Origin of the sequence: Paenibacillus illinoisensis NBRC 15959, from assembly GCF_004000925.1 — a bacterium.
GTDB lineage: Bacteria > Bacillota > Bacilli > Paenibacillales > Paenibacillaceae > Paenibacillus > Paenibacillus illinoisensis.
In genome coordinates this window covers 40,853-58,575 of record NZ_BIME01000007.1, presented here as the reverse complement: position 1 = coordinate 58,575, position 17,723 = coordinate 40,853, and the positions used below count along the sequence as shown (strand labels likewise).

16 protein-coding genes are annotated in these 17,723 nt (G+C 47.5%); 1 reads left to right on the top strand and 15 read right to left on the bottom strand.

Features of this window, described 5'->3' with window-relative positions:
* Nucleotides 1–122 precede the first annotated feature (122 nt).
* Nucleotides 123–1,319 carry an AI-2E family transporter gene (locus tag PIL01S_RS17625; protein WP_127538646.1) on the top strand — a complete coding sequence of 399 codons (1,197 nt, stop codon included), beginning with the start codon at nucleotides 123–125 and terminating at the stop codon, nucleotides 1,317–1,319.
* Here the strand turns inward: PIL01S_RS17625 and PIL01S_RS17620 are convergent.
* The 15 genes from PIL01S_RS17620 to cymR all read right to left on the bottom strand — a co-directional run bounded on the left by PIL01S_RS17620 (nucleotide 1,298) and on the right by cymR (nucleotide 17,672).
* A complete protein-coding gene (locus PIL01S_RS17620; RefSeq protein WP_246058416.1) occupies nucleotides 1,298–3,106 on the bottom strand; it encodes a peptidoglycan D,D-transpeptidase FtsI family protein in 1,809 nt (602 codons plus the stop codon). The genes PIL01S_RS17625 and PIL01S_RS17620 overlap by 22 nt on opposite strands.
* Before the next feature lie 131 nt (nucleotides 3,107–3,237).
* Nucleotides 3,238–5,478, bottom strand: a complete 2,241-nt coding sequence (locus PIL01S_RS17615) for a methyl-accepting chemotaxis protein (RefSeq protein WP_246058409.1) — start codon at nucleotides 5,476–5,478, stop codon at nucleotides 3,238–3,240.
* A 229-nt stretch (nucleotides 5,479–5,707) separates the two neighbouring features.
* Entirely contained in the window at nucleotides 5,708–7,036 is a 1,329-nt protein-coding gene (locus PIL01S_RS17610) for a peptidase U32 family protein (RefSeq protein ID WP_127538644.1), read from the bottom strand.
* A gap of 17 nt (nucleotides 7,037–7,053) precedes the next feature.
* The gene (locus tag PIL01S_RS17605; protein WP_127538643.1) at nucleotides 7,054–7,983 is read right to left on the bottom strand and encodes a peptidase U32 family protein; all 930 of its coding nucleotides are present in this window, start codon (nucleotides 7,981–7,983) and stop codon (nucleotides 7,054–7,056) included.
* A 15-nt stretch (nucleotides 7,984–7,998) separates the two neighbouring features.
* Nucleotides 7,999–9,039, bottom strand: a complete 1,041-nt coding sequence (gene mltG / locus PIL01S_RS17600; RefSeq protein ID WP_246058407.1) for an endolytic transglycosylase MltG — start codon at nucleotides 9,037–9,039, stop codon at nucleotides 7,999–8,001.
* A 75-nt stretch (nucleotides 9,040–9,114) separates the two neighbouring features.
* Nucleotides 9,115–9,429 (bottom strand): DUF1292 domain-containing protein, encoded by a 315-nt coding sequence (locus tag PIL01S_RS17595; RefSeq protein WP_127538642.1) that lies wholly within the window; start codon nucleotides 9,427–9,429, stop codon nucleotides 9,115–9,117.
* Nucleotides 9,430–9,729: a DUF1292 domain-containing protein gene (locus tag PIL01S_RS17590; protein WP_127538641.1), complete on the bottom strand. Its 300-nt coding sequence runs from the start codon at nucleotides 9,727–9,729 to the stop codon at nucleotides 9,430–9,432.
* Nucleotides 9,730–9,741: 12 nt separating this feature from the next.
* Nucleotides 9,742–10,158, bottom strand: coding sequence for a Holliday junction resolvase RuvX (gene ruvX / locus PIL01S_RS17585; RefSeq protein ID WP_095289522.1), 417 nt, complete (start codon nucleotides 10,156–10,158; stop codon nucleotides 9,742–9,744).
* Between the two features lie 125 nt (nucleotides 10,159–10,283).
* Nucleotides 10,284–10,544 carry an IreB family regulatory phosphoprotein gene (locus tag PIL01S_RS17580; protein ID WP_024633073.1) on the bottom strand — a complete coding sequence of 87 codons (261 nt, stop codon included), beginning with the start codon at nucleotides 10,542–10,544 and terminating at the stop codon, nucleotides 10,284–10,286.
* A gap of 129 nt (nucleotides 10,545–10,673) precedes the next feature.
* Nucleotides 10,674–13,295, bottom strand: a complete 2,622-nt coding sequence (gene alaS / locus PIL01S_RS17575; RefSeq protein ID WP_127538640.1) for an alanine--tRNA ligase — start codon at nucleotides 13,293–13,295, stop codon at nucleotides 10,674–10,676.
* Between the two features lie 430 nt (nucleotides 13,296–13,725).
* Complete coding sequence (locus PIL01S_RS17570) at nucleotides 13,726–14,793, bottom strand: AI-2E family transporter (protein ID WP_127538639.1); 1,068 nt, start codon at nucleotides 14,791–14,793, stop codon at nucleotides 13,726–13,728.
* 275 nt (nucleotides 14,794–15,068) lie between these two features.
* On the bottom strand, nucleotides 15,069–15,278 hold the full coding sequence (locus PIL01S_RS17565; RefSeq protein WP_095289519.1) for a hypothetical protein: 210 nt from the start codon (nucleotides 15,276–15,278) through the stop codon (nucleotides 15,069–15,071).
* A 10-nt stretch (nucleotides 15,279–15,288) separates the two neighbouring features.
* On the bottom strand, nucleotides 15,289–15,810 hold the full coding sequence (locus tag PIL01S_RS17560) for a PRC-barrel domain-containing protein (protein ID WP_095289518.1): 522 nt from the start codon (nucleotides 15,808–15,810) through the stop codon (nucleotides 15,289–15,291).
* 165 nt (nucleotides 15,811–15,975) lie between these two features.
* Nucleotides 15,976–17,127: a cysteine desulfurase family protein gene (locus PIL01S_RS17555; RefSeq protein ID WP_127538638.1), complete on the bottom strand. Its 1,152-nt coding sequence runs from the start codon at nucleotides 17,125–17,127 to the stop codon at nucleotides 15,976–15,978.
* 125 nt (nucleotides 17,128–17,252) lie between these two features.
* Complete coding sequence (gene cymR, locus PIL01S_RS17550; RefSeq protein WP_127538637.1) at nucleotides 17,253–17,672, bottom strand: cysteine metabolism transcriptional regulator CymR; 420 nt, start codon at nucleotides 17,670–17,672, stop codon at nucleotides 17,253–17,255.
* Nucleotides 17,673–17,723: the final 51 nt, after the last annotated feature.

Genomic DNA, 17,723 nt, shown 5'->3' with positions numbered 1-17,723 from the left:
TATGGAAAATAAATCGCCTTTAATTTTATCATAATTTAAACTTTTCTTGAATCCTGTTTTCCAAAAAACAAGTCAATCGTGTACAATAAATGGAATGAATGACGGATGAAGGAGCCCTGCCCATGTTACCCCTTTATAGAAAATATGGACGTACTGTTTTTGACATCGCTTTACTTGTGTTAACTGTATATTTGGTCATGTATGGCTTTAGCCGATTGTATCAAATAGCTGCACCTGTTTTTCTTTCATTTATCGTATATTGGATGATTGAACCACTGGCCCGTTTTTTGCATCGCCGAGGACTGCCCAAAACACTGGGAGCCGCGATATCTGTTTTGCTTTTTCTCGCACTAATTGTTGCTGCCTTTTTTGGCGTGGGTCTGATTATTATCTCTCAAATATCCAATCTGCAGGATAATTTCCCTCGATACGTAGAGCTGCTGCAGAGCGAGTTCACCAATCTCGCCTACTTTCTTCAGGACAAGTGGAACGCACTTCCTCCTGGTATTATTGAGAAGATAAACGATTATTTTGCAACACTTACCGGTTTCCTCTCCAGCTGGGTGACCAGTGGCGCACAATTCATTATTGGATTTCTCAGTTCATTTTCATCATTTATCACAAACTTTGGGATTGCAATCATTCTTGCCTTCTTTCTCAGTATCGAGATTGAATCCTGGCGCAAGTTTGCCCGTGCCAAGACACCGAAAACATTGAAGCTCGCTATGGCATTTATGCGCAACCATGTCTTCAAAACCATTCGTTCGTACTTGAAGGCACAGATGATCATGATGCTGATTACCTTTGTATTGATCTATGTCGGACTGCTCATTCTTGGAACCAATAATGCCTTTACGATCGCTGCAGTCTGTGCGGTATTTGATCTCGTGCCTCTTCTGGGGGTTCCGGTTATATTTATTCCATGGATTGTCTATCTGTTTATCATAGGGAACAGCAGCTTGGCCATTGGTCTAGTTGTCGTTCTCGTGATTACAATGCTGACACGCCAGCTGCTTGAACCGAAAATATCCGGCAACTCGATCGGAGTGTCTTCTGCATACCTGATGCTTTCATTTATGCTGATCTCACTCTCCATATTCGGCCTTGCCGGAGTTGTACTATCTCCAGTACTGCTGATTTTGCTAAAGGAACTGCTGCAGCAGGGCTATTTACAGCGGTGGATTCATCTGCCCAAGGATGAATTCGATTCTTCTCCATTAGTCATGGATACGCCTGTGGGTGAAGCCACGGGCGTGAACACGGAAGCATCTGCCGAAGCTTCAACACGGACTGCAGATCAGGAAGATTCGGCCAAGTAATCCATCACACGGCGAAAGATATCTGTAGCCTGGTGGTGTCCGCCTGGTGCTACATTCTGGACCAAAACAGCAACTGCATATCGAGGCTGCTCTACCGGGCCATACCCGATAAACCATTGATGATTGCGTTTCCGTCCTTTCTGCTCCACCTGGGCGGTACCTGACTTCCCTGCAACGTGCCACCGCGCATGCTGCAGGGTTTTTCCGGTTCCATCCGTTACCACCTTACGCATCCATCTCAGAAGTTGGTGAGAAGTTGCGGAAGAGATCTGACCGGCTTGTGAAGGCGAATCATGCGGAGGCATTTCAAGCATCACATCACCATCCGCATATCGGATACGCTGCACAAGCCGAGGCGCGTGAACTCGGCCATCATGAAGCAGGGTCACAATCAGATTCGCTGCCTGTAACGGGGATACGCGGGTATCTCGCTGACCAATGGCTGTCTGTACCCGGGCTCCTTCATCCTCTGAGGAAACTGTTGTTGTACGTACACGCCCTGCATCTTCGTGATCAAAATGACGCAGCACCGGCATTCCGGCCACATCCTTCTTCTCCCAGCCGATGGTCCGTGCCAAGCCCAAAGCATCGGCAGTTCGCTCCAATTGCTCCATACTGAGGCGGCGGGCTGTTTCGGCAAAAACAATATTACAGGACTCAGCGAAGCCCTGTTCCAGCTTCAGATCACCATGTCCTTGTTCTTTCCAGCAGGATAACCCATACTTTCCCCATTCTCCGCCACAATGAAAGGTTTCTTTGGTTGAAACAGCTTGTGATTCCAGAGCTGCTGCCGCCGTAACCATTTTGAATATCGATCCAGGTACAGCACTCTGCACAGCCCGATTCGCCCAGGAGGAGTTGGATGGATCCACATGCAGCGGATCGTAAAATGGAACTGAGACCATTGCGCGTACATCTGCATTTGCCGTATCCAGTACAACAATCGCCCCCTCTTCCATACCCGCGTCCTCAGCAATCCGTTCTACTCTTTGCTGTATTTCTGTATCGACTGTGGTCTCTACCTTTAAAGGATAGTGACTATTTCTCGGGGCAATTACCCTTGGTTCATATTCGGGAATAACCTCTCCTGTGCCAGTAACCATTCGAGTCAGCAGGGTTGGCCCCATGCCCATCAATAGGGGATCCAGCGTCCTTTCCAGTCCAGCTGCACCCGACTTCAGCGCAAAAGGTTGTTTCACTTCAACTGTATGTTGATCTCTCATGCTCAGAACTTCAGGTTGTTCAGCCAGGTAACCTAACCATTGCCTTCCTGTACGGCTCTCGTCATAACGTGACATCACGGGGTATACGCTGGCTCCATCTCCTTCGAATTCCTGAAGTTTTGCTAGTTGGGCCTTGTCCAATACCATGGGTTGATGCGTGCCTGCTGTCCAGAAATGAGGGGCGTCTCCCTGCTCCCACTCTTTAATTAGGTGTGTTGTATCCGTATGTAGTATGGCTGCCAGCCGCTTCAATCTGACGTTTGTTGTATTCATCAGGGATTGGACATGCCTATGTCCAGAGTGCGGAAAAAGCACAACTCCCCACTGCAGGCTTCCTGTCAGTGATTTTCCCTTACGATCTGTGATTTGTCCTCGACCTGAATCAAGCATAACGCCCCGTTCACGCTGCAAAACAGACATCTCACGAACCGTTCGCTGGAATCCCGGCATGACTCGATTCACCTGAACCATCTGAATCCACCCGAGACGAAGGATAAGGATTGCAAAAATGACGGTCAGGAAGACACAACCAATATATATTCTTCTTTTTAGTTGTACACGCATGCTTCCTTATCCCCTTCTTCATTTTTCTGCATAGTATGCTTCTTCCTAGCTGGAATTATCCGGAAAACAGCAACAAACCTGCTCCAGAAAAGGAACAGGTTTGTTGAAGATTTCACGATTTTTGTATTTGATTATACCGTAAAGCGTGACAGTGTATTTTTCAGTTCAGTGGATACATTCTCCAGCTTATCGGACAAGTTCACCAACTGGTTGCTGATATTCTGCTGCTCGCTGCTCAAGGAAGCCACTTCTTCAGAGGTTGCAGAGGATTCCTCGGCGACTGCGCTTACATTACTCATCGCCTCAGACAATGTACCTTGAGACTTGCTCAGATCCCCAATGGAGTCCGTTACCATGCCCAGCTTCTCTACAAATGCCCCCATCTGCTCTTGAACCGAAGCAAAGATCACATTGGTATCTTTAACGGCATCCATTTGCTCCCGGAATAAAGGATTGACATTGGACAATGCGGCCACCGTTTCGTTCATCTCATGCATGATTTTATCGGTAATCTCGCCCACCATGTCAATGGACTGTCTGGATTGCTCGGCGAGTTGACGAACCTCACCAGCAACAACCATGAATCCGCGTCCGGCTGCACCGGCACGTGCTGCTTCAATGGTGGCATTCAGTGACAGAATATTCGTCTGCTTCGTAATATTCTGGAGCACATCCAGAACCTTCAGAACGGACGATGTACTCTCTTTCAGGGAGTCCACCTTGTTCACCAGAGCACCGATCATCTCTTCGGTCTTCTGCGTCTTCGTCATTAACTGATTCAAGTGCTGTGTGCCTGTCTCACTGGACTGCTCGACATGACGGGCGGATTGGCCCATCTCCTCGTTCGCGGCTACAACGCTCTGCATCTGACGTGAGATATTATCAGTCAACTCATTACCACGCTCGGCTTCCGTAGCCAGGCTGCTTGCACCACCAGCAATCTCTTCCGTTGCTACTGCAATCTCCGATGCAGAAATGGCCGTCTTCTTGGATGCATTGCTTAGCTCGGAAGCGGTATCCAGCACTTCCTGTGCGGAACGATTTGTTTGCTCAACCAGCTTCGTGATCTGTTCCATCATCAGATTGAAGGCGGCTGACAATTGACCAATTTCATCTTTGGAAGTAAATGGTGTACGTACCTTTAGATTTCCTTTGGCCCCTTCCTGCATGAGGTCTTTCAATCTTCCAAGCGGACGGGCAATCATGCGTACCATCCATACCCCAATCAATACTGCAATTGCTGCGTCAACCAATGCCATCCACAATGTCAGTGTCAAAATGCCTTTGGCATCCTTAACCAGCATCGAAGTAGGTACCATTCCAATCAACTTCCAATCCGATGTTTCCATCGTACTGTAAACTACAAGCATATCGGTAGATTTTCCATCAACTGCATACGCTGCATTGGTACTGCCTGTCTGTTCAGTCAATTCACCATAAAAAGCGAGTTCCGTTTCCTTACCTGTGCCGTCAGCAATCGTTGAGGCAACAACTTTTTTATCCGGAGCAATGAGCTGAATTACAGCTCCCTCTCCCAGATTAAGCGATTTCAACTGTTCCTCCAAAACTTCCAGTTTCAACTCAATCACCAAGACATATGATTGGTTTGTCCCCTGCAGGTTTTTCATGGAACGGGCAATTCGGAACGTTGGCGCACTTCCGTCTTCTTTAATTTCTGTTGGGAGCCAGCGATATCCACCGGACTGCACTATCTCGTTATACCAAGCTTCGCTGCGAATATCACCCATGGAAGCACTGCTGCTCCCCGTTCCCATAGTAGACTTGGAATCATCTGTCGGCACCAAATAAATCGCTTCCATAGATTTATTTGTAAAAGCAACGTTTGATAGCTGTTTATTGATGGAGCTTGAATTGATAAACATATCATACGCTGTAAGATCCTTATTAGACATGTTTTGCAACAAGGATTGCATTTCCGGATCAAAGAAGATCTGGGTTGACGTATCCACAAAACGCTCCAGAATGATATCCATTTTTTCTTTGGTTTGATCAATCGTTTCCTGGTTTGCCCGGGAGGCATTTTCCTCAATGGTGTTTTTGGCTTTCGAGTAGGACAATAGACCCAAACTAATAACAAAAATCATAATCCCCGCAAAAAAGATTAAGAATAGTTTGACTCCTACCGATTTAACCGGATTTGCCTTCCTGATCTGAGTTAACGTTGTCCCTCCCATCTTATTCCACTGGATCTTTCTCCAATCCAGCTTAAATGGCTTCTTGTTCGATGGTTTTTCCGTCTTGCTTTTGAAGAAGCTCAATTTCTTAAACTTTTGCTCTCTCGGTTTTTTTTCCTTCACTGGTTTCTTCACCTTTTCCCCACTGTCCTTCTGCTTCTTTTGAACCAATCCCATTCACCTGCCATTTTGCTAGTTGTTTTTCTTTCTCTCCCCTATAAATATGTAATATTCGACAGTTTTCCCCTTTCCCCTTTTGTTTTTAAAAAATATTTTGCAACTTTTTTCCTATTTTTCTATAAAAAAAAGCCCCCCATATACCGATATACGGAGGGCTAAATCATTAGATTCATAACAACATATTGTTAATTCATAACACAATTTTGTTGTTGATAGGCCATTTAACCTATTTCTTTTTTCTCATCATATCAAAATAAGATACAGGCTGGTCTACTTTCATTTTGATCAACTGCAATGGGTGTCTTGCTGCGTCCAGTACATTGCCTTCTTCATCCTGAATTTCACCTACAACCTGTTTGAAAAAGGTGCCGTTTGGACCGAAAAATTCGATCTCTTGTCCAGGCTTGAAATGATTCCGCTGCTGAATGGTGGCCATTCCTGTAGCTGCATCATAGTCCATAACCAATCCGGCGAAGTCATAAGGAACTGCTTTTTCTTCCGGCTCATAGATGTGATCCTCATGGTCCGGTGTATCGTAGAAAAATCCGGTGTTTAACGGACGGTTGGCAGCCTTATTCATCTCTTCGACCCATTCCGGCTTCAACACATAGTTTTCCGGATCAGCCATGTAAGCATCGATCGCTTGACGATATACGTTCACAACAGTAGCCACATAGTGAATGGACTTCATACGGCCCTCAATTTTAAAGCTGTCCACACCCACATCAATCAACTCGGGGATATGACCGATCATGCACAGATCTTTCGATCCCATGGAGAACGAATTATCCTGTTCCTGGAACAGGGGCAGCTGGTTCTCACCCAGTTTGAAAGGTGCCGGGGCCTGCATCTGCATTTCTTCCTCGCTTACCCACACCGCGTCTTCTCTGGCATCCTCAAACAAATCATACTTCCAGCGGCAGGATTGGCAGCAGCCCCCCCGGTTGGAATCCCGATCTGTAAAGTGATTGGAGAGTACACAGCGTCCCGAATAGGAGGAACACATTGCCCCATGAATGAACGCTTCAATCTCGATATCGACATTCGCCTTGATCTCTTCGATCTCCTCGAAGCTGGTTTCACGCCCCAGAACCACTCGCGGGAGCCCCTCGTCTTTCCAGAACTTCACGGCTTGCCAGTTCAGTGTAGATTGCTGCGTACTTAGGTGCACCTCAAGGCCGGGTACAGCACGCTGAGCGACTTCAATAATCGCCGGGTCCGCCACGATCACGGCTGCGATACCCGCATTGTACAGGTTTTGCAAATATGCCTCAATGCCTTCAATGTCTTCATTGTGTGCATAGATATTGGTAGCCACAAATACCTTGGCGCCGTATTTACTCGCAAATTCCACACCTTCACGCATTTCCTCAAAGCTGAAGTTGTCTGCATTGGAACGAAGTCCATAGGCCTGTCCGCCAATATACACAGCGTCTGCGCCATAATGAATCGCAAATTTGAGTTTTTCCAGATTGCCCGCCGGAGCAAGAAGCTCCGGTTTGTCCAGACGGTTACGTTTACCCGAGAACTTCCGCTGTACCGCCATTGTTTCCATTTCGTTCACCTCGTCTATTAATACACCTGTTCTTTGTAGAAAAAGCCAAATGACAGCTCCCGTTCAGGATCCTGCAATTGGCGGACCTCATCCAGCCACTCATCCGAAAAAGCATATGCATCCGCATCTGCTGCATAACAATCAATAGCCCTCCGGTAAGCCCGGACAACAGCCTCATTATAAACCAGCGGTTTGAGAATACCTTCAATCTTGAAGCTATGAACACCTGCCTCCATCAACAGATGTAGATCCTCCAAAATGCAAATATCTTCAGAGCTCATAATGTGCGTACCGTTGACATCTTCATAAATCGGGAATTTCTCATCCCGGCGTTCTGCCTCAATCAGAAATAGCCCGCGCTCTTTACCAAGGTGCCCCTCTACCGGGCGCCCCTGATGAGCCATATAACTTTGGACCAGACTGCGTTTGGAATGATAAATATTCGTCATGCCATGCACCTGGACCTGAGCTTCAACTTTTAGAAAAGGAACCATCTCTGTCAGCTCATCCATGTTCAGCTCTCTGGCGAGTACAACACGACTGGCACCTTTGTTGCCCCAATAGTTGGCCGTTGCGTAGTTCGTTGAAGTCATCTCCGCATTCCAGTGCAGCTGAATATGGGGAGCATACTCCCTAATCGCAGCCAGCACGGATGGATCGTTAAATTCCACGGCATGAACCCCAATGCTGCCCAGAGCCTGAACATACTCAGGGAGCTCCTTCAACAGCTCGTTGGACATCAAGTTATTCATGGATACATAGACACGAGCCTGATGTTTGGCAGCAAGGGCAACCACTTCGGCTGTCTCTTCCACAGTGAAACTGCCGGGTAAACGCATGCCGAAGCGATCATCCCCAATTAACAAGGCATCTGCTCCGGCCTGGAGCAGTACTTCTGCTTCGTTTACATTTGCTGCCGTAACCAGCAGTTCATGTTTCTTACTCATATACATCCCCTCCGCTTATTGCGCAGCCTTACTTTTGGCTATATTTTGCTGATGTTCCTTATACGTTTTGGCAAACAGGTGCCCGGATGAACCATCCTTCTTCGTAACATAGAACAGGTAGTCTGAAGCTTCCGGTGCCAGAGCAGCCTCAATAGACTCCAAACTCGGGCTTGCAATTGGCCCTGGCGGCAGTCCCTTGTTGAGATACGAATTATATGGACTCTGCACCTTCAAGTCTTTGAACAATAATCGTGCCTTCGGCTTGTCCAGTAAATATTGAACGGTTGCATCAATCTCCAGCTTCATGTCCTGCTTGATCCGGTTATCAATAACGCCTGCAACCAGAGCACGTTCCTCATCCACCACAACTTCTCGCTCCACAAGGGAAGCGATCGTAAGCAGCTCATGCAAAGAGAGATTACGGGCTTTCAGTTTGGAATCCAGATCCGGTATGGTATTGATTTTGGTCTGAAATTCTTCAAGCATTCGCTGCATGACGTCATGGGTGGAGCTGCCCTTTTTGAGCTCATAGGTTTCAGGGAACAAGTATCCCTCCAAAGCGTAACGAAGTTCTTCATCCACAGGAATATCCTTAATGATATCGACATCGAAGGAAGACGGATCATTCGCCAGCTTGATGAATTCTTCACGCTCTACGACACCTTCTGCAGACAATTTATCTGCCATTTGCAGTACAGTATATCCTTCAGGAATCGTAAACTTCACCATTTCTTCCGGTACAACTTCACCGCTGTTCAGCTTGGTAATAATCTCATCGTATGACACGCCAGGCTTCATGGAATATGTACCTGCCATAAAACTCGATCCTTGGTTCTTCCACTTCAAATACCCTTTAAAAGCTAGACCACTTCGAATCAGTCCCTCTTGCTCAAGCTGATCCGCAATTTGCGATGTTCCAGATCCGCTTTTGATCTCGAATACAACCGGTTCTGCCGAATCCGAAACAGGTCGCATCATGTTCCAGACTGCAGCACCTGCCCCTCCGGCCACAATTACAAGGATAAGCAGAATGACTAATATGACTTTCCCTTTCAAAAAAGACACAACTCCTTTACACAACCAAAAAGAGCGGACTTCTCCGCCCTTCCGGTTTCTTCAATTTGAAGCTGGTTAATCTTCGTCAATCGGGAGGGTACATTCATCGTACAGTTCCGAGATGTTCTCCCATTCTTCGTCATCATCAATCGTAACTAACTCAGGCATGATCTGGTCTTCGCTTCCCGGCAATACCCGCAGAAGTTCAACCTCGTCATAAGGACGCAATGAACTGCGGAGTACCGCGTACTGTTGACCATGGACTTCAAACTCAGCCAACAAGTCATACGGTTGCGATTTACCGTTCTCTTCCTCGAGCTCAACATGAGCACCGAATGCCAGACGCAGTGAATCTGTCCATTTCAGGTCTTTGCGGCTATATTCCGTCATTTAGTTCGCTTCCTCTTCATCTTCAGCTAAAAATGTATTAAACGTCTCCTCGACAATATCCCATTCGGCATCATCTTGGATGACGAAAAGTTTAATATCGTCGCCATCTTCTTCGTAACGGAATGCATATACATCCGTTTCGCCATCTTCAGGTTCAACCGGAGCAACCATCATATACTTGGCCTCCGACCCATCTACTTCAAACTTCATGATGACTTCGAATTCTTCTTCATTGCCCTCGTCATCCGCGATGTAAATAATCTCCGATTCTTCTTCCATACCCAGTTGATCTTCAGCCATTGTTGATCCCCCTCACCTTTTACTGTTCGCATCCAAATAATTTTGCAAAATCAAGCTTGCGGCCATTTTGTCCACAACCTGCTTGCGTTTTTTTCGACTGACATCCGCTTCAATCAGCGTTCGTTCTGCTGCCATGGTTGTCAGCCGTTCATCCCAAAGGTGAACAGGTAAATTCAGTTCGCCCCGCAGGCGTTCGGCAAAAGCAATGCAAATTTCACCACGCGGCCCTACGGTGCCGTTCATGTTTTTGGGGAGCCCTACAACGATCTCGCTGATTTCGTGCTCACGCACTAGTTCAGCAATGCGACCGAACTCACCTTCATCCCGGCGGCGTTCAAGCACTTCTAATCCCTGGGCAGTCCAACCGAAGGCGTCACTAACGGCAACTCCGATTCTTCGGTCCCCATAGTCCAAACCTAATATTTTCATCCATGCTCTCCCATCCTCAAGCCCGTGCGGGAAGATAAGATTCTTCCCTTCTCAAGCTTCAGGCTGTCTTCTGTCGGTTCATTTCCCGCTGCATGCATGGCTGCTCACAGCGGAAGCGGTATACATTACCGGTGATTGGCCAGATAAGAACGTACAAGCTCTTCAATCAGCTCGTCGCGCTCCTTCTTCCGGACCAGACTGCGTGCGTTGTTATGACGAGGAATGTATGCAGGGTCTCCCGAAATCAGATACCCGACAATCTGGTTGATTGGATTATACTCCTTATCCACCAGTGCATCATACACCGTGAGAAGAATCTCTTTGGAGGATGCTTCCTGCTCGTCAGCTTTCACATTAAATTTAACCGTCTTATCCATGGAGTCCATTGATGACACCTCGCTCCTGCATGAACATGGGGACCATGTCCTGCCGAATTGATTTCTGCTTATATAATAACATATTCTGACTGCCACGAGTAAACAAAGGAGAATGCAATTGTGTTTTTTGCTTGTCCGTTATTGTGCGATGAGTGAAACGGCCAGTTTCAGAGCTTCATCCAGCTTGGACGCATCCTTGCCTCCGGCTTGTGCCATGTCTGGACGTCCACCGCCGCCACCGCCGCATACTGCTGCAACTTCCTTGACGATTTTACCGGCATGAAGACCTTGCTTCACTTTCTCAGCAGGAACAGCAACCACGAAGTTTACTTTGCCATCTGCAGGAGCACCCAGAACGAGCACAGCATCAGGCAGCTTCACTTTCAATTCGTCGGCAACGGTACGCAGCGCATCCATGTTCGGTGCGTCCACGCGGGCTGCGAGCACTTGTGTATCTCCTGCCTGTACCACTTGATCCGTCAACGAGCCTGCTTCCATGGCACTCAGCTTGCTTTGCAGCGATTCCGTTTCTCTCGCAGCTTCTTTCAGCTGTTGGTTGAGACCTTCGATCCGTTTAGGCACATCTGCAACATTGGCTTTGAGCAGGGCTGCCGATTGCTTGAGCAGCTCCAGCTGACTTTCAACGAAGAGGTACGCACCACGACCGGTTACAGCCTCAATCCGGCGTACACCGGAACCAATGCCGCTCTCGCTGACAAGCTTGAACATGCCAATCTCCGATGTATTGTTTACGTGACAGCCGCCACAAAGTTCCAAACTGTAGTCACCGATTTGTACGACACGTACAATATCTCCATATTTTTCACCGAACAATGCCATAGCGCCCATTTCTTTGGCTTCATCAATGGCCTTCAATTCAATGTTCACATTCAGGCGATTCCAGATCTGCTCATTCACCTGACGTTCAATCTCTGTCAATTCTTCCGGTGTAATGCTACCGAAGTGAGAGAAGTCAAACCGCAGGCGCTGCGGCTCCACAAGGGAACCTGCCTGATTGACATGCGTACCCAGCACATCCTTAAGTGCTTTGTGCAGCAAATGGGTAGCTGTGTGGTTTTTGATAATATCTCCGCGCTTGGACGCATCCACTTCCGCTTGAATCACATCACCTACACGCAATTCACCCGACTCTACGCTTACCATGTGTACGTGCTGTCCTTGCGGAGCTTTGAACAACCCTTGTACTTTGGCAGTAACGCCTGCTCCGCGCAGCAAGCCCTGATCGCTGACTTGTCCGCCGCTCTCTGCATAGAACGGAGTTTTATCGAGGATCACCTGACAGGTTTGTCCCTCGCTTACTGAATCGACAAGGGCATCGCCTGCAACAATGGCAACCACTTTTGCTTCCGTCAACAGGTCAGTATAACCAACAAACTCGCTTTTAACCTCCAGATCAGCAAGTGGTCCGCCTTGGACCTTCATGCTTTCGCTTTCCTGACGGCCTGCACGTGCACGATCACGTTGTTCCTGCATGGATGCATCGAAACCTTCACGATCAACAGTCAAGCCATGCTCTGCCGCGTAATCTTCAGTAAGGTCAAACGGGAAGCCATATGTGTCATACAATTTGAATGCTTCCGGACCACTGATTACCGTACGACCTTCGGATTTGGCTGCAGCACTGATGTCTGCCAGAATCGCCAATCCGTCACTAAGTGTTTCGTGGAACCGTTCTTCTTCGGTTTTGATGACCTTCGCGATAAATTCTTGCTTGTCCACCACCTCTGGGTAGTATACGCCCATGACTTCACCGACTGTTGTTGTCAGTTCATAGAGGAATGGACGGTCCAATCCGAGAACCTTTCCGTAGCGTACAGCACGGCGCAGCAGGCGGCGGATAACGTATCCACGTCCTTCATTACTTGGCAGAACGCCATCGCCTACTGCAAAAGCAACGGTACGGATATGGTCAGCAATAACTTTCAGCGCTACATCAATCTCAACACTGTCGTTGTATTTCACACCGGCAAGTGCCGCTGTTCTTTGAATCATCGGTTGGAACAGGTCTGTGTCAAAGTTGGAATCCACGTTCTGCAGAATGGAAGCAAAACGCTCCAAACCTGCACCTGTATCAATGTTTTTGTTAGGAAGCGGCGTATAGCTGCCATCCTTGTTGTGATTAAACTGGGAGAATACCAGGTTCCATACTTCAAGGTAACGCTCGTTTTCCCCGCCCGGGTACATTTCCGGATCGTTCATGTCATTGCCGTAGGCTTCACCGCGGTCATAGAATATTTCGGTACATGGACCGCATGGGCCTTCACCGATATCCCAGAAGTTCTCATCCAGTTTGATGATACGTTCTGCCGGCAATCCCACTTTTTCGTTCCACAGTTTGAAAGCTTCTTCGTCTTCTGGATAAACCGTTACCGACAGACGCTCTGGATCGAATCCGATCCATTCCTTGCTCGTCAGGAATTCCCATGCCCAAGTAATGGTTTCTTCTTTGAAATAATCTCCGATGGAGAAGTTACCCAGCATTTCGAAGAACGTATGGTGACGGCGTGTTTTGCCGACATTCTCGATATCGTTGGTACGAATACATTTCTGGGAGTTCGCGAGACGCGGATTCTCCGGTTTCTCACGTCCGTCAAAATACGGCTTAAGCGGCGCCATTCCCGCATTGATCCACAAAAGGGAAGGATCGTTGTGAGGTACAAGCGATGCGCTTGGCTCAATTTTGTGACCTTTACTTGCAAAAAACTCTATCCATTTGGAACGGATTTCACTGGCTTTCATACGGACTGCCCCCAATTAATTATAATGGTCCGGTGCTATTTGCCCCGGTTGGTAAACATTGCTTTTGTAAAAACAAACACAAAAAACGCCCCTGAAATATCAGGGACGATGTTATCGCGGTACCACCCTGGTTATTGCTGCCTGTCCCTCATTTCGGACCAATCAGCAATCTCCTCGTTGATGCGAATAACGGTCGCGCCCGGCAGGGTTGTCCTGCACTCCGAAATCAGCTTTCCGCCGCTTCAACTTTCAAGACTCTTCCAGCCATCGGTCAGATCTGAATCTGATCCGAAGAAGTCTATTCTCTGAGGAAAGGAACCCCCGGCGTACTTCATTTCATCATCGATTTCATTTTTGAAACATGTGACTTCATTATATCGGTACGCCATGCGAGTGTCAATGTACCCCAAGATGCTTCACCCCCGGGCTGTCAATCCGTTCTTCGCTTGATGTAATAGGCAAAAAAGTGCTGCACGATGACTTTCAAAACGGCAAAAACAGGCACCGCCAGAATAAGACCTACAATCCCTGCCAGCTCTCCACCTACAAGCAGCGCAAAAATAATCGACAATGGATGCAGATGCAGCGTCCGCCCTACAACCTGCGGGGAGATGACGTTGCTCTCCAGCACCTGACATAGCGTGTTTACGATGACCACCAGCAGGACCATTTTAACAGATACGGTTGAAGCCATAATTACAGCTGGCGCCGCACCCAGGAAAGGCCCCAGGTATGGCACAATATTAAATACGGCTACAATGCTGGCCAGCAGCAGCGCGTAAGGCATATCAATAATCACGTAACCGATATAGGCGAAGATGCCAACAATGACACAGACGATGAACTGTCCCCGAATATAATTGCCGAGTGCCGTATCAATCTCCTTCATGACCGAAACGATGGCTTTGCGGCGAGAACGCGGCAAATATGCAACGACCGTACGTTCGAACACCTCAAAGTCTTTTAACATATAGAAAATGAGAAACGGCACAATAAATACGTTAAACAGCACATTGATCGTGGCTCCGATGTTGTCCATCAACATCGTTATGCCTTGGGTGAGACGGTCTTCCATCTGGAAGAACCAGCTGTTCATGCCTGTGCGTACACTTGGTGGCATCAATTTATGATCCATGCTGTTCATTAAGCTCTGCGCGCGCATCGACAATTCAGGCATATGCTCGTTCAGTTCTTCAAGCTGTTCAATCAGCACCGGGATGACATTCATGAGTATAACGCCGATACAGGTGAGAAAAAAAGCATAGATCAGCAAAACAGCGATGGAGCGTGGCACCTTCCGTCCGCCCAACATACTTACAATGGGATTGAGCACATAGGAAATAATAAGGGCCACGATAAACGGTGCAAGAACGGTTTTCAGGAATCCGTATATATGAAGCAGCAAGGGCCTTAACAGCCATATAAAATACAGAATGATCAAGCCGAGCAGCAGCCAGATGGCATAACGGAACAGCTTGTTTTTGGTTAATTGCTCCACTTGCATCTCTCCCCTTTGGACTGGCTCTGAGAGTCAGTATATGTAGGAAAGGGAATATTTATTAACCCCGTACAGATGTGGAAAAGAAGAAAACAAAAAAGCGCCCCCTTCACTAAGGAAGGAGACGCATGTTGAGGCCTGCCCCAGCATACATTAATGCAGGCTGGACAGACTGCTATGTAACTGTCATCTATACACATCTGTCGTCGCTTTGCGACATGGTCCGTGACGTTCGTTGTCACAAAACCGCATATAGAGGAAGTTTCACTCGCATTTTAAGAAGATGCGTGCAGATGCGGGAAGTCCTGTGGCAGCTCTTCCCCGAAGAATAGATCGTCAAGCGAGCTGAGCGTTCCATCTTCTTCAACTTGATATACAGACATTTTCTCACCGTTTACGTTCAGTTCAATAAAGCAACCCCAGCAATAGAACTGGTGGGAACCAATTTTCCCAATATCTTTGGAACTACAATTTGGACATTTCATATACATTCACCTATCCATTAACAGAATGAATGGCATTTTCCAAGCGCTGTTCACTCAGTGGAGGCACCATAATGGCACTTTCACCGATAGACATATCGCTTGTACATGGCAGCCATTTACGGCCCTCGATCAGATCGGACACAAAACCGTCCGTAATTTCAATCCCTATTATTGTATTTCCCAACTCTTGGTCAAAATAAACATCGGAGACTCGTCCAAGCAGCAAACCTTCCTCGGTCAGCACGGACATCTCTTTCAATTTAGATTGGCCAAGAAGATACGTGTGTTTTATGTCGTCGGCTCCCGTCTTGCGGACAGCCTGTTGATTACGGATCATGACGGCATCTTCGCCGTAGGCAACAATGTCTTGCCACTGCACGATTTTGACATGATTGGTAAACAGGCCTTTGTTCTCAAGTTCAATGCCTTCAATTTTCCAATCGTCACTAACAATGAAATCCTGGATCTTACCGACCTGTTTCCCGTCCTCGACATCAAAAACGGCTAGTCCGATCATTTCCTGAAGCTTCATCGCAGGGTCCTCCTCATCTTCTTATCATTAAATAGGCGCGGCGCTATTGCTAGGTATGCCCAAAGTTGATGAGTGGCAATCAGACGCCGATCATCAAAACCGCTTCTATCTAACCGATGAAATGGAACTTCTTCCCTCCTTTTGTTCCATGTGCAAAAGAGCCCCTTAGGGTCTATTACGCAATCGTTCAAGAATGGTTCCAATTTTTTCGGCGGTTTTCATGATTTCTTCCGTAGTATTACCCAATCCCCAGCTAAAACGAATCGCTGAATGCAAAAATGCCTCCGGCAGCATCATTGCTTTGAGTACATGAGATACTTCGAGAGAGCCTGATGTACATGCAGAACCGCTCGCAACCGCGATGCCTTCCATGTCCAGGTTCATTAACATGGTTTCTGTGGATACCTCAGGGAAACTAATATTCAGAATGTTGGGCAGCGTATATTCGGGATGACCGTTCACGTGAAAATGGGCTTTGCCCACATGGATTTCCAGCTGTTTTAACAAAAGCTTCCGTAATTCCAGATCATGCTGACGATGCGTCTCTGCTTGCGCTGTCGCAATGTTGAGTGCCTCTGCAAATCCGGCAATTCCTGCTATATTCTCCGTACCTGCTCGGCGCTGACGCTCTTGCAGTCCTCCATGGGATTTGGCTTCCAGTAAAATGCCACGACGCACATAAAGTGCCCCTACACCTTGGGGCCCATTAATTTTATGCGCAGAGAAACTGATCAAGTCAACCGGTAGATCTTTACAAGAGATGTTTTGGGTGCCCAGAGCCTGTACTGCATCGGTATGAAATAAAATCTGATGCTTCCGTGCCAGCTCCCCTATTTCGCGGATTGGCTGAATCGTTCCTACCTCGTTATTGGCAAACATCATCGTAATCAGTACCGTATCCGGCCGAATTGCCTCCTGAAGCTCATCCAAACTTATTCTTCCATGCTCGTTGACAGGCAGATAGGTAACTTCATAACCTTGACGTTCAAGCTCTTGACAGCTGTGAAGAACCGCGTGATGTTCGATCACCGTTGTAATCACGTGTTTCCCCTGCTCTTTTCGTGCAGAAACTGCGCCAAAGATTGCCAGATTATCACTTTCCGTGCCACCACTCGTAAATACGAGTTCATCCGGGAAACAGTCCAAGGAAGCCGCAATACTGTCCCTTGCTCCGCTAACCGTTCGCTTCGCATCCCGTCCAAAAGAGTGTATGCTCGAAGCATTACCATATTGGCCTGTCATGACTTTCATCATCGCTTCCGCCACCAGCGGATGCATGGGCGTGGATGCAGCGTGGTCCAAATAAATTCTATTCATTGAATTCACCCCGTTATATGTTGAAATTTCATTTGATTTATGGGTATAAAATGTTGCTTTGCATGGCTAAAGCCCCCATAATGGGGGCTTTAGTGTATGGCTGAACGTTCCATAGTCAACCTTGATTAGATGTAGAACATGTAGCTGTCTTTTTGTTCCTGATCCTGGAATGAAATCAGGTCTTTGAGCGTTGTAGAATCCAGCACCTCTGCAATGCTGTCACGAATGCGCAGCCACAGATCCCGTTTGGCCGGGTCATCTTCCTCGGTGAAGTCCACTGGGGAGATCGGCCCCTCCAGAACACGAATCACGTCACCTGCAGTCACTGTCGCAGGATCTCCTGCCAAGATATATCCGCCGTATGCTCCACGGATACTCTTGACGAGTCCGGCATTACGCAGCGGTGCGATCAGCTGCTCCAGATAATGTTCCGAGAGCTGATTGCGCTCCGCAATGCTTTTAAGGGATGTAGGGCCTTCGCCAGTTCTGGCTGCCAGCTCCATCATGATAGTTAGCCCATAACGGCCTTTTGTCGATATTTTCAAAGGAGTCACCTCTTTCAATTTTCAGAAAAACAATTACAATATATACTTGGC

Coding starts and splice junctions, on each gene's coding strand:
- ruvX (WP_095289522.1), bottom strand. CDS start 10,158: ATGAAAATATTAGGTTTGGACTATGGGGACCGAAGAATCGGAGTTGCC.
- PIL01S_RS17595 (WP_127538642.1), bottom strand. CDS start 9,429: ATGACGGAATATAGCCGCAAAGACCTGAAATGGACAGATTCACTGCGT.
- PIL01S_RS17625 (WP_127538646.1), top strand. CDS start 123: ATGTTACCCCTTTATAGAAAATATGGACGTACTGTTTTTGACATCGCT.
- PIL01S_RS17615 (WP_246058409.1), bottom strand. CDS start 5,478: ATGGGATTGGTTCAAAAGAAGCAGAAGGACAGTGGGGAAAAGGTGAAG.
- PIL01S_RS17605 (WP_127538643.1), bottom strand. CDS start 7,983: ATGAGTAAGAAACATGAACTGCTGGTTACGGCAGCAAATGTAAACGAA.
- PIL01S_RS17590 (WP_127538641.1), bottom strand. CDS start 9,729: ATGGCTGAAGATCAACTGGGTATGGAAGAAGAATCGGAGATTATTTAC.
- PIL01S_RS17620 (WP_246058416.1), bottom strand. CDS start 3,106: ATGCGTGTACAACTAAAAAGAAGAATATATATTGGTTGTGTCTTCCTG.
- PIL01S_RS17580 (WP_024633073.1), bottom strand. CDS start 10,544: ATGGACTCCATGGATAAGACGGTTAAATTTAATGTGAAAGCTGACGAG.
- PIL01S_RS17555 (WP_127538638.1), bottom strand. CDS start 17,127: ATGAATAGAATTTATTTGGACCACGCTGCATCCACGCCCATGCATCCG.
- alaS (WP_127538640.1), bottom strand. CDS start 13,295: ATGAAAGCCAGTGAAATCCGTTCCAAATGGATAGAGTTTTTTGCAAGT.
- PIL01S_RS17610 (WP_127538644.1), bottom strand. CDS start 7,036: ATGGAAACAATGGCGGTACAGCGGAAGTTCTCGGGTAAACGTAACCGT.
- PIL01S_RS17565 (WP_095289519.1), bottom strand. CDS start 15,278: ATGAAATGTCCAAATTGTAGTTCCAAAGATATTGGGAAAATTGGTTCC.
- PIL01S_RS17560 (WP_095289518.1), bottom strand. CDS start 15,810: ATGAAGCTTCAGGAAATGATCGGACTAGCCGTTTTTGATGTCGAGGAC.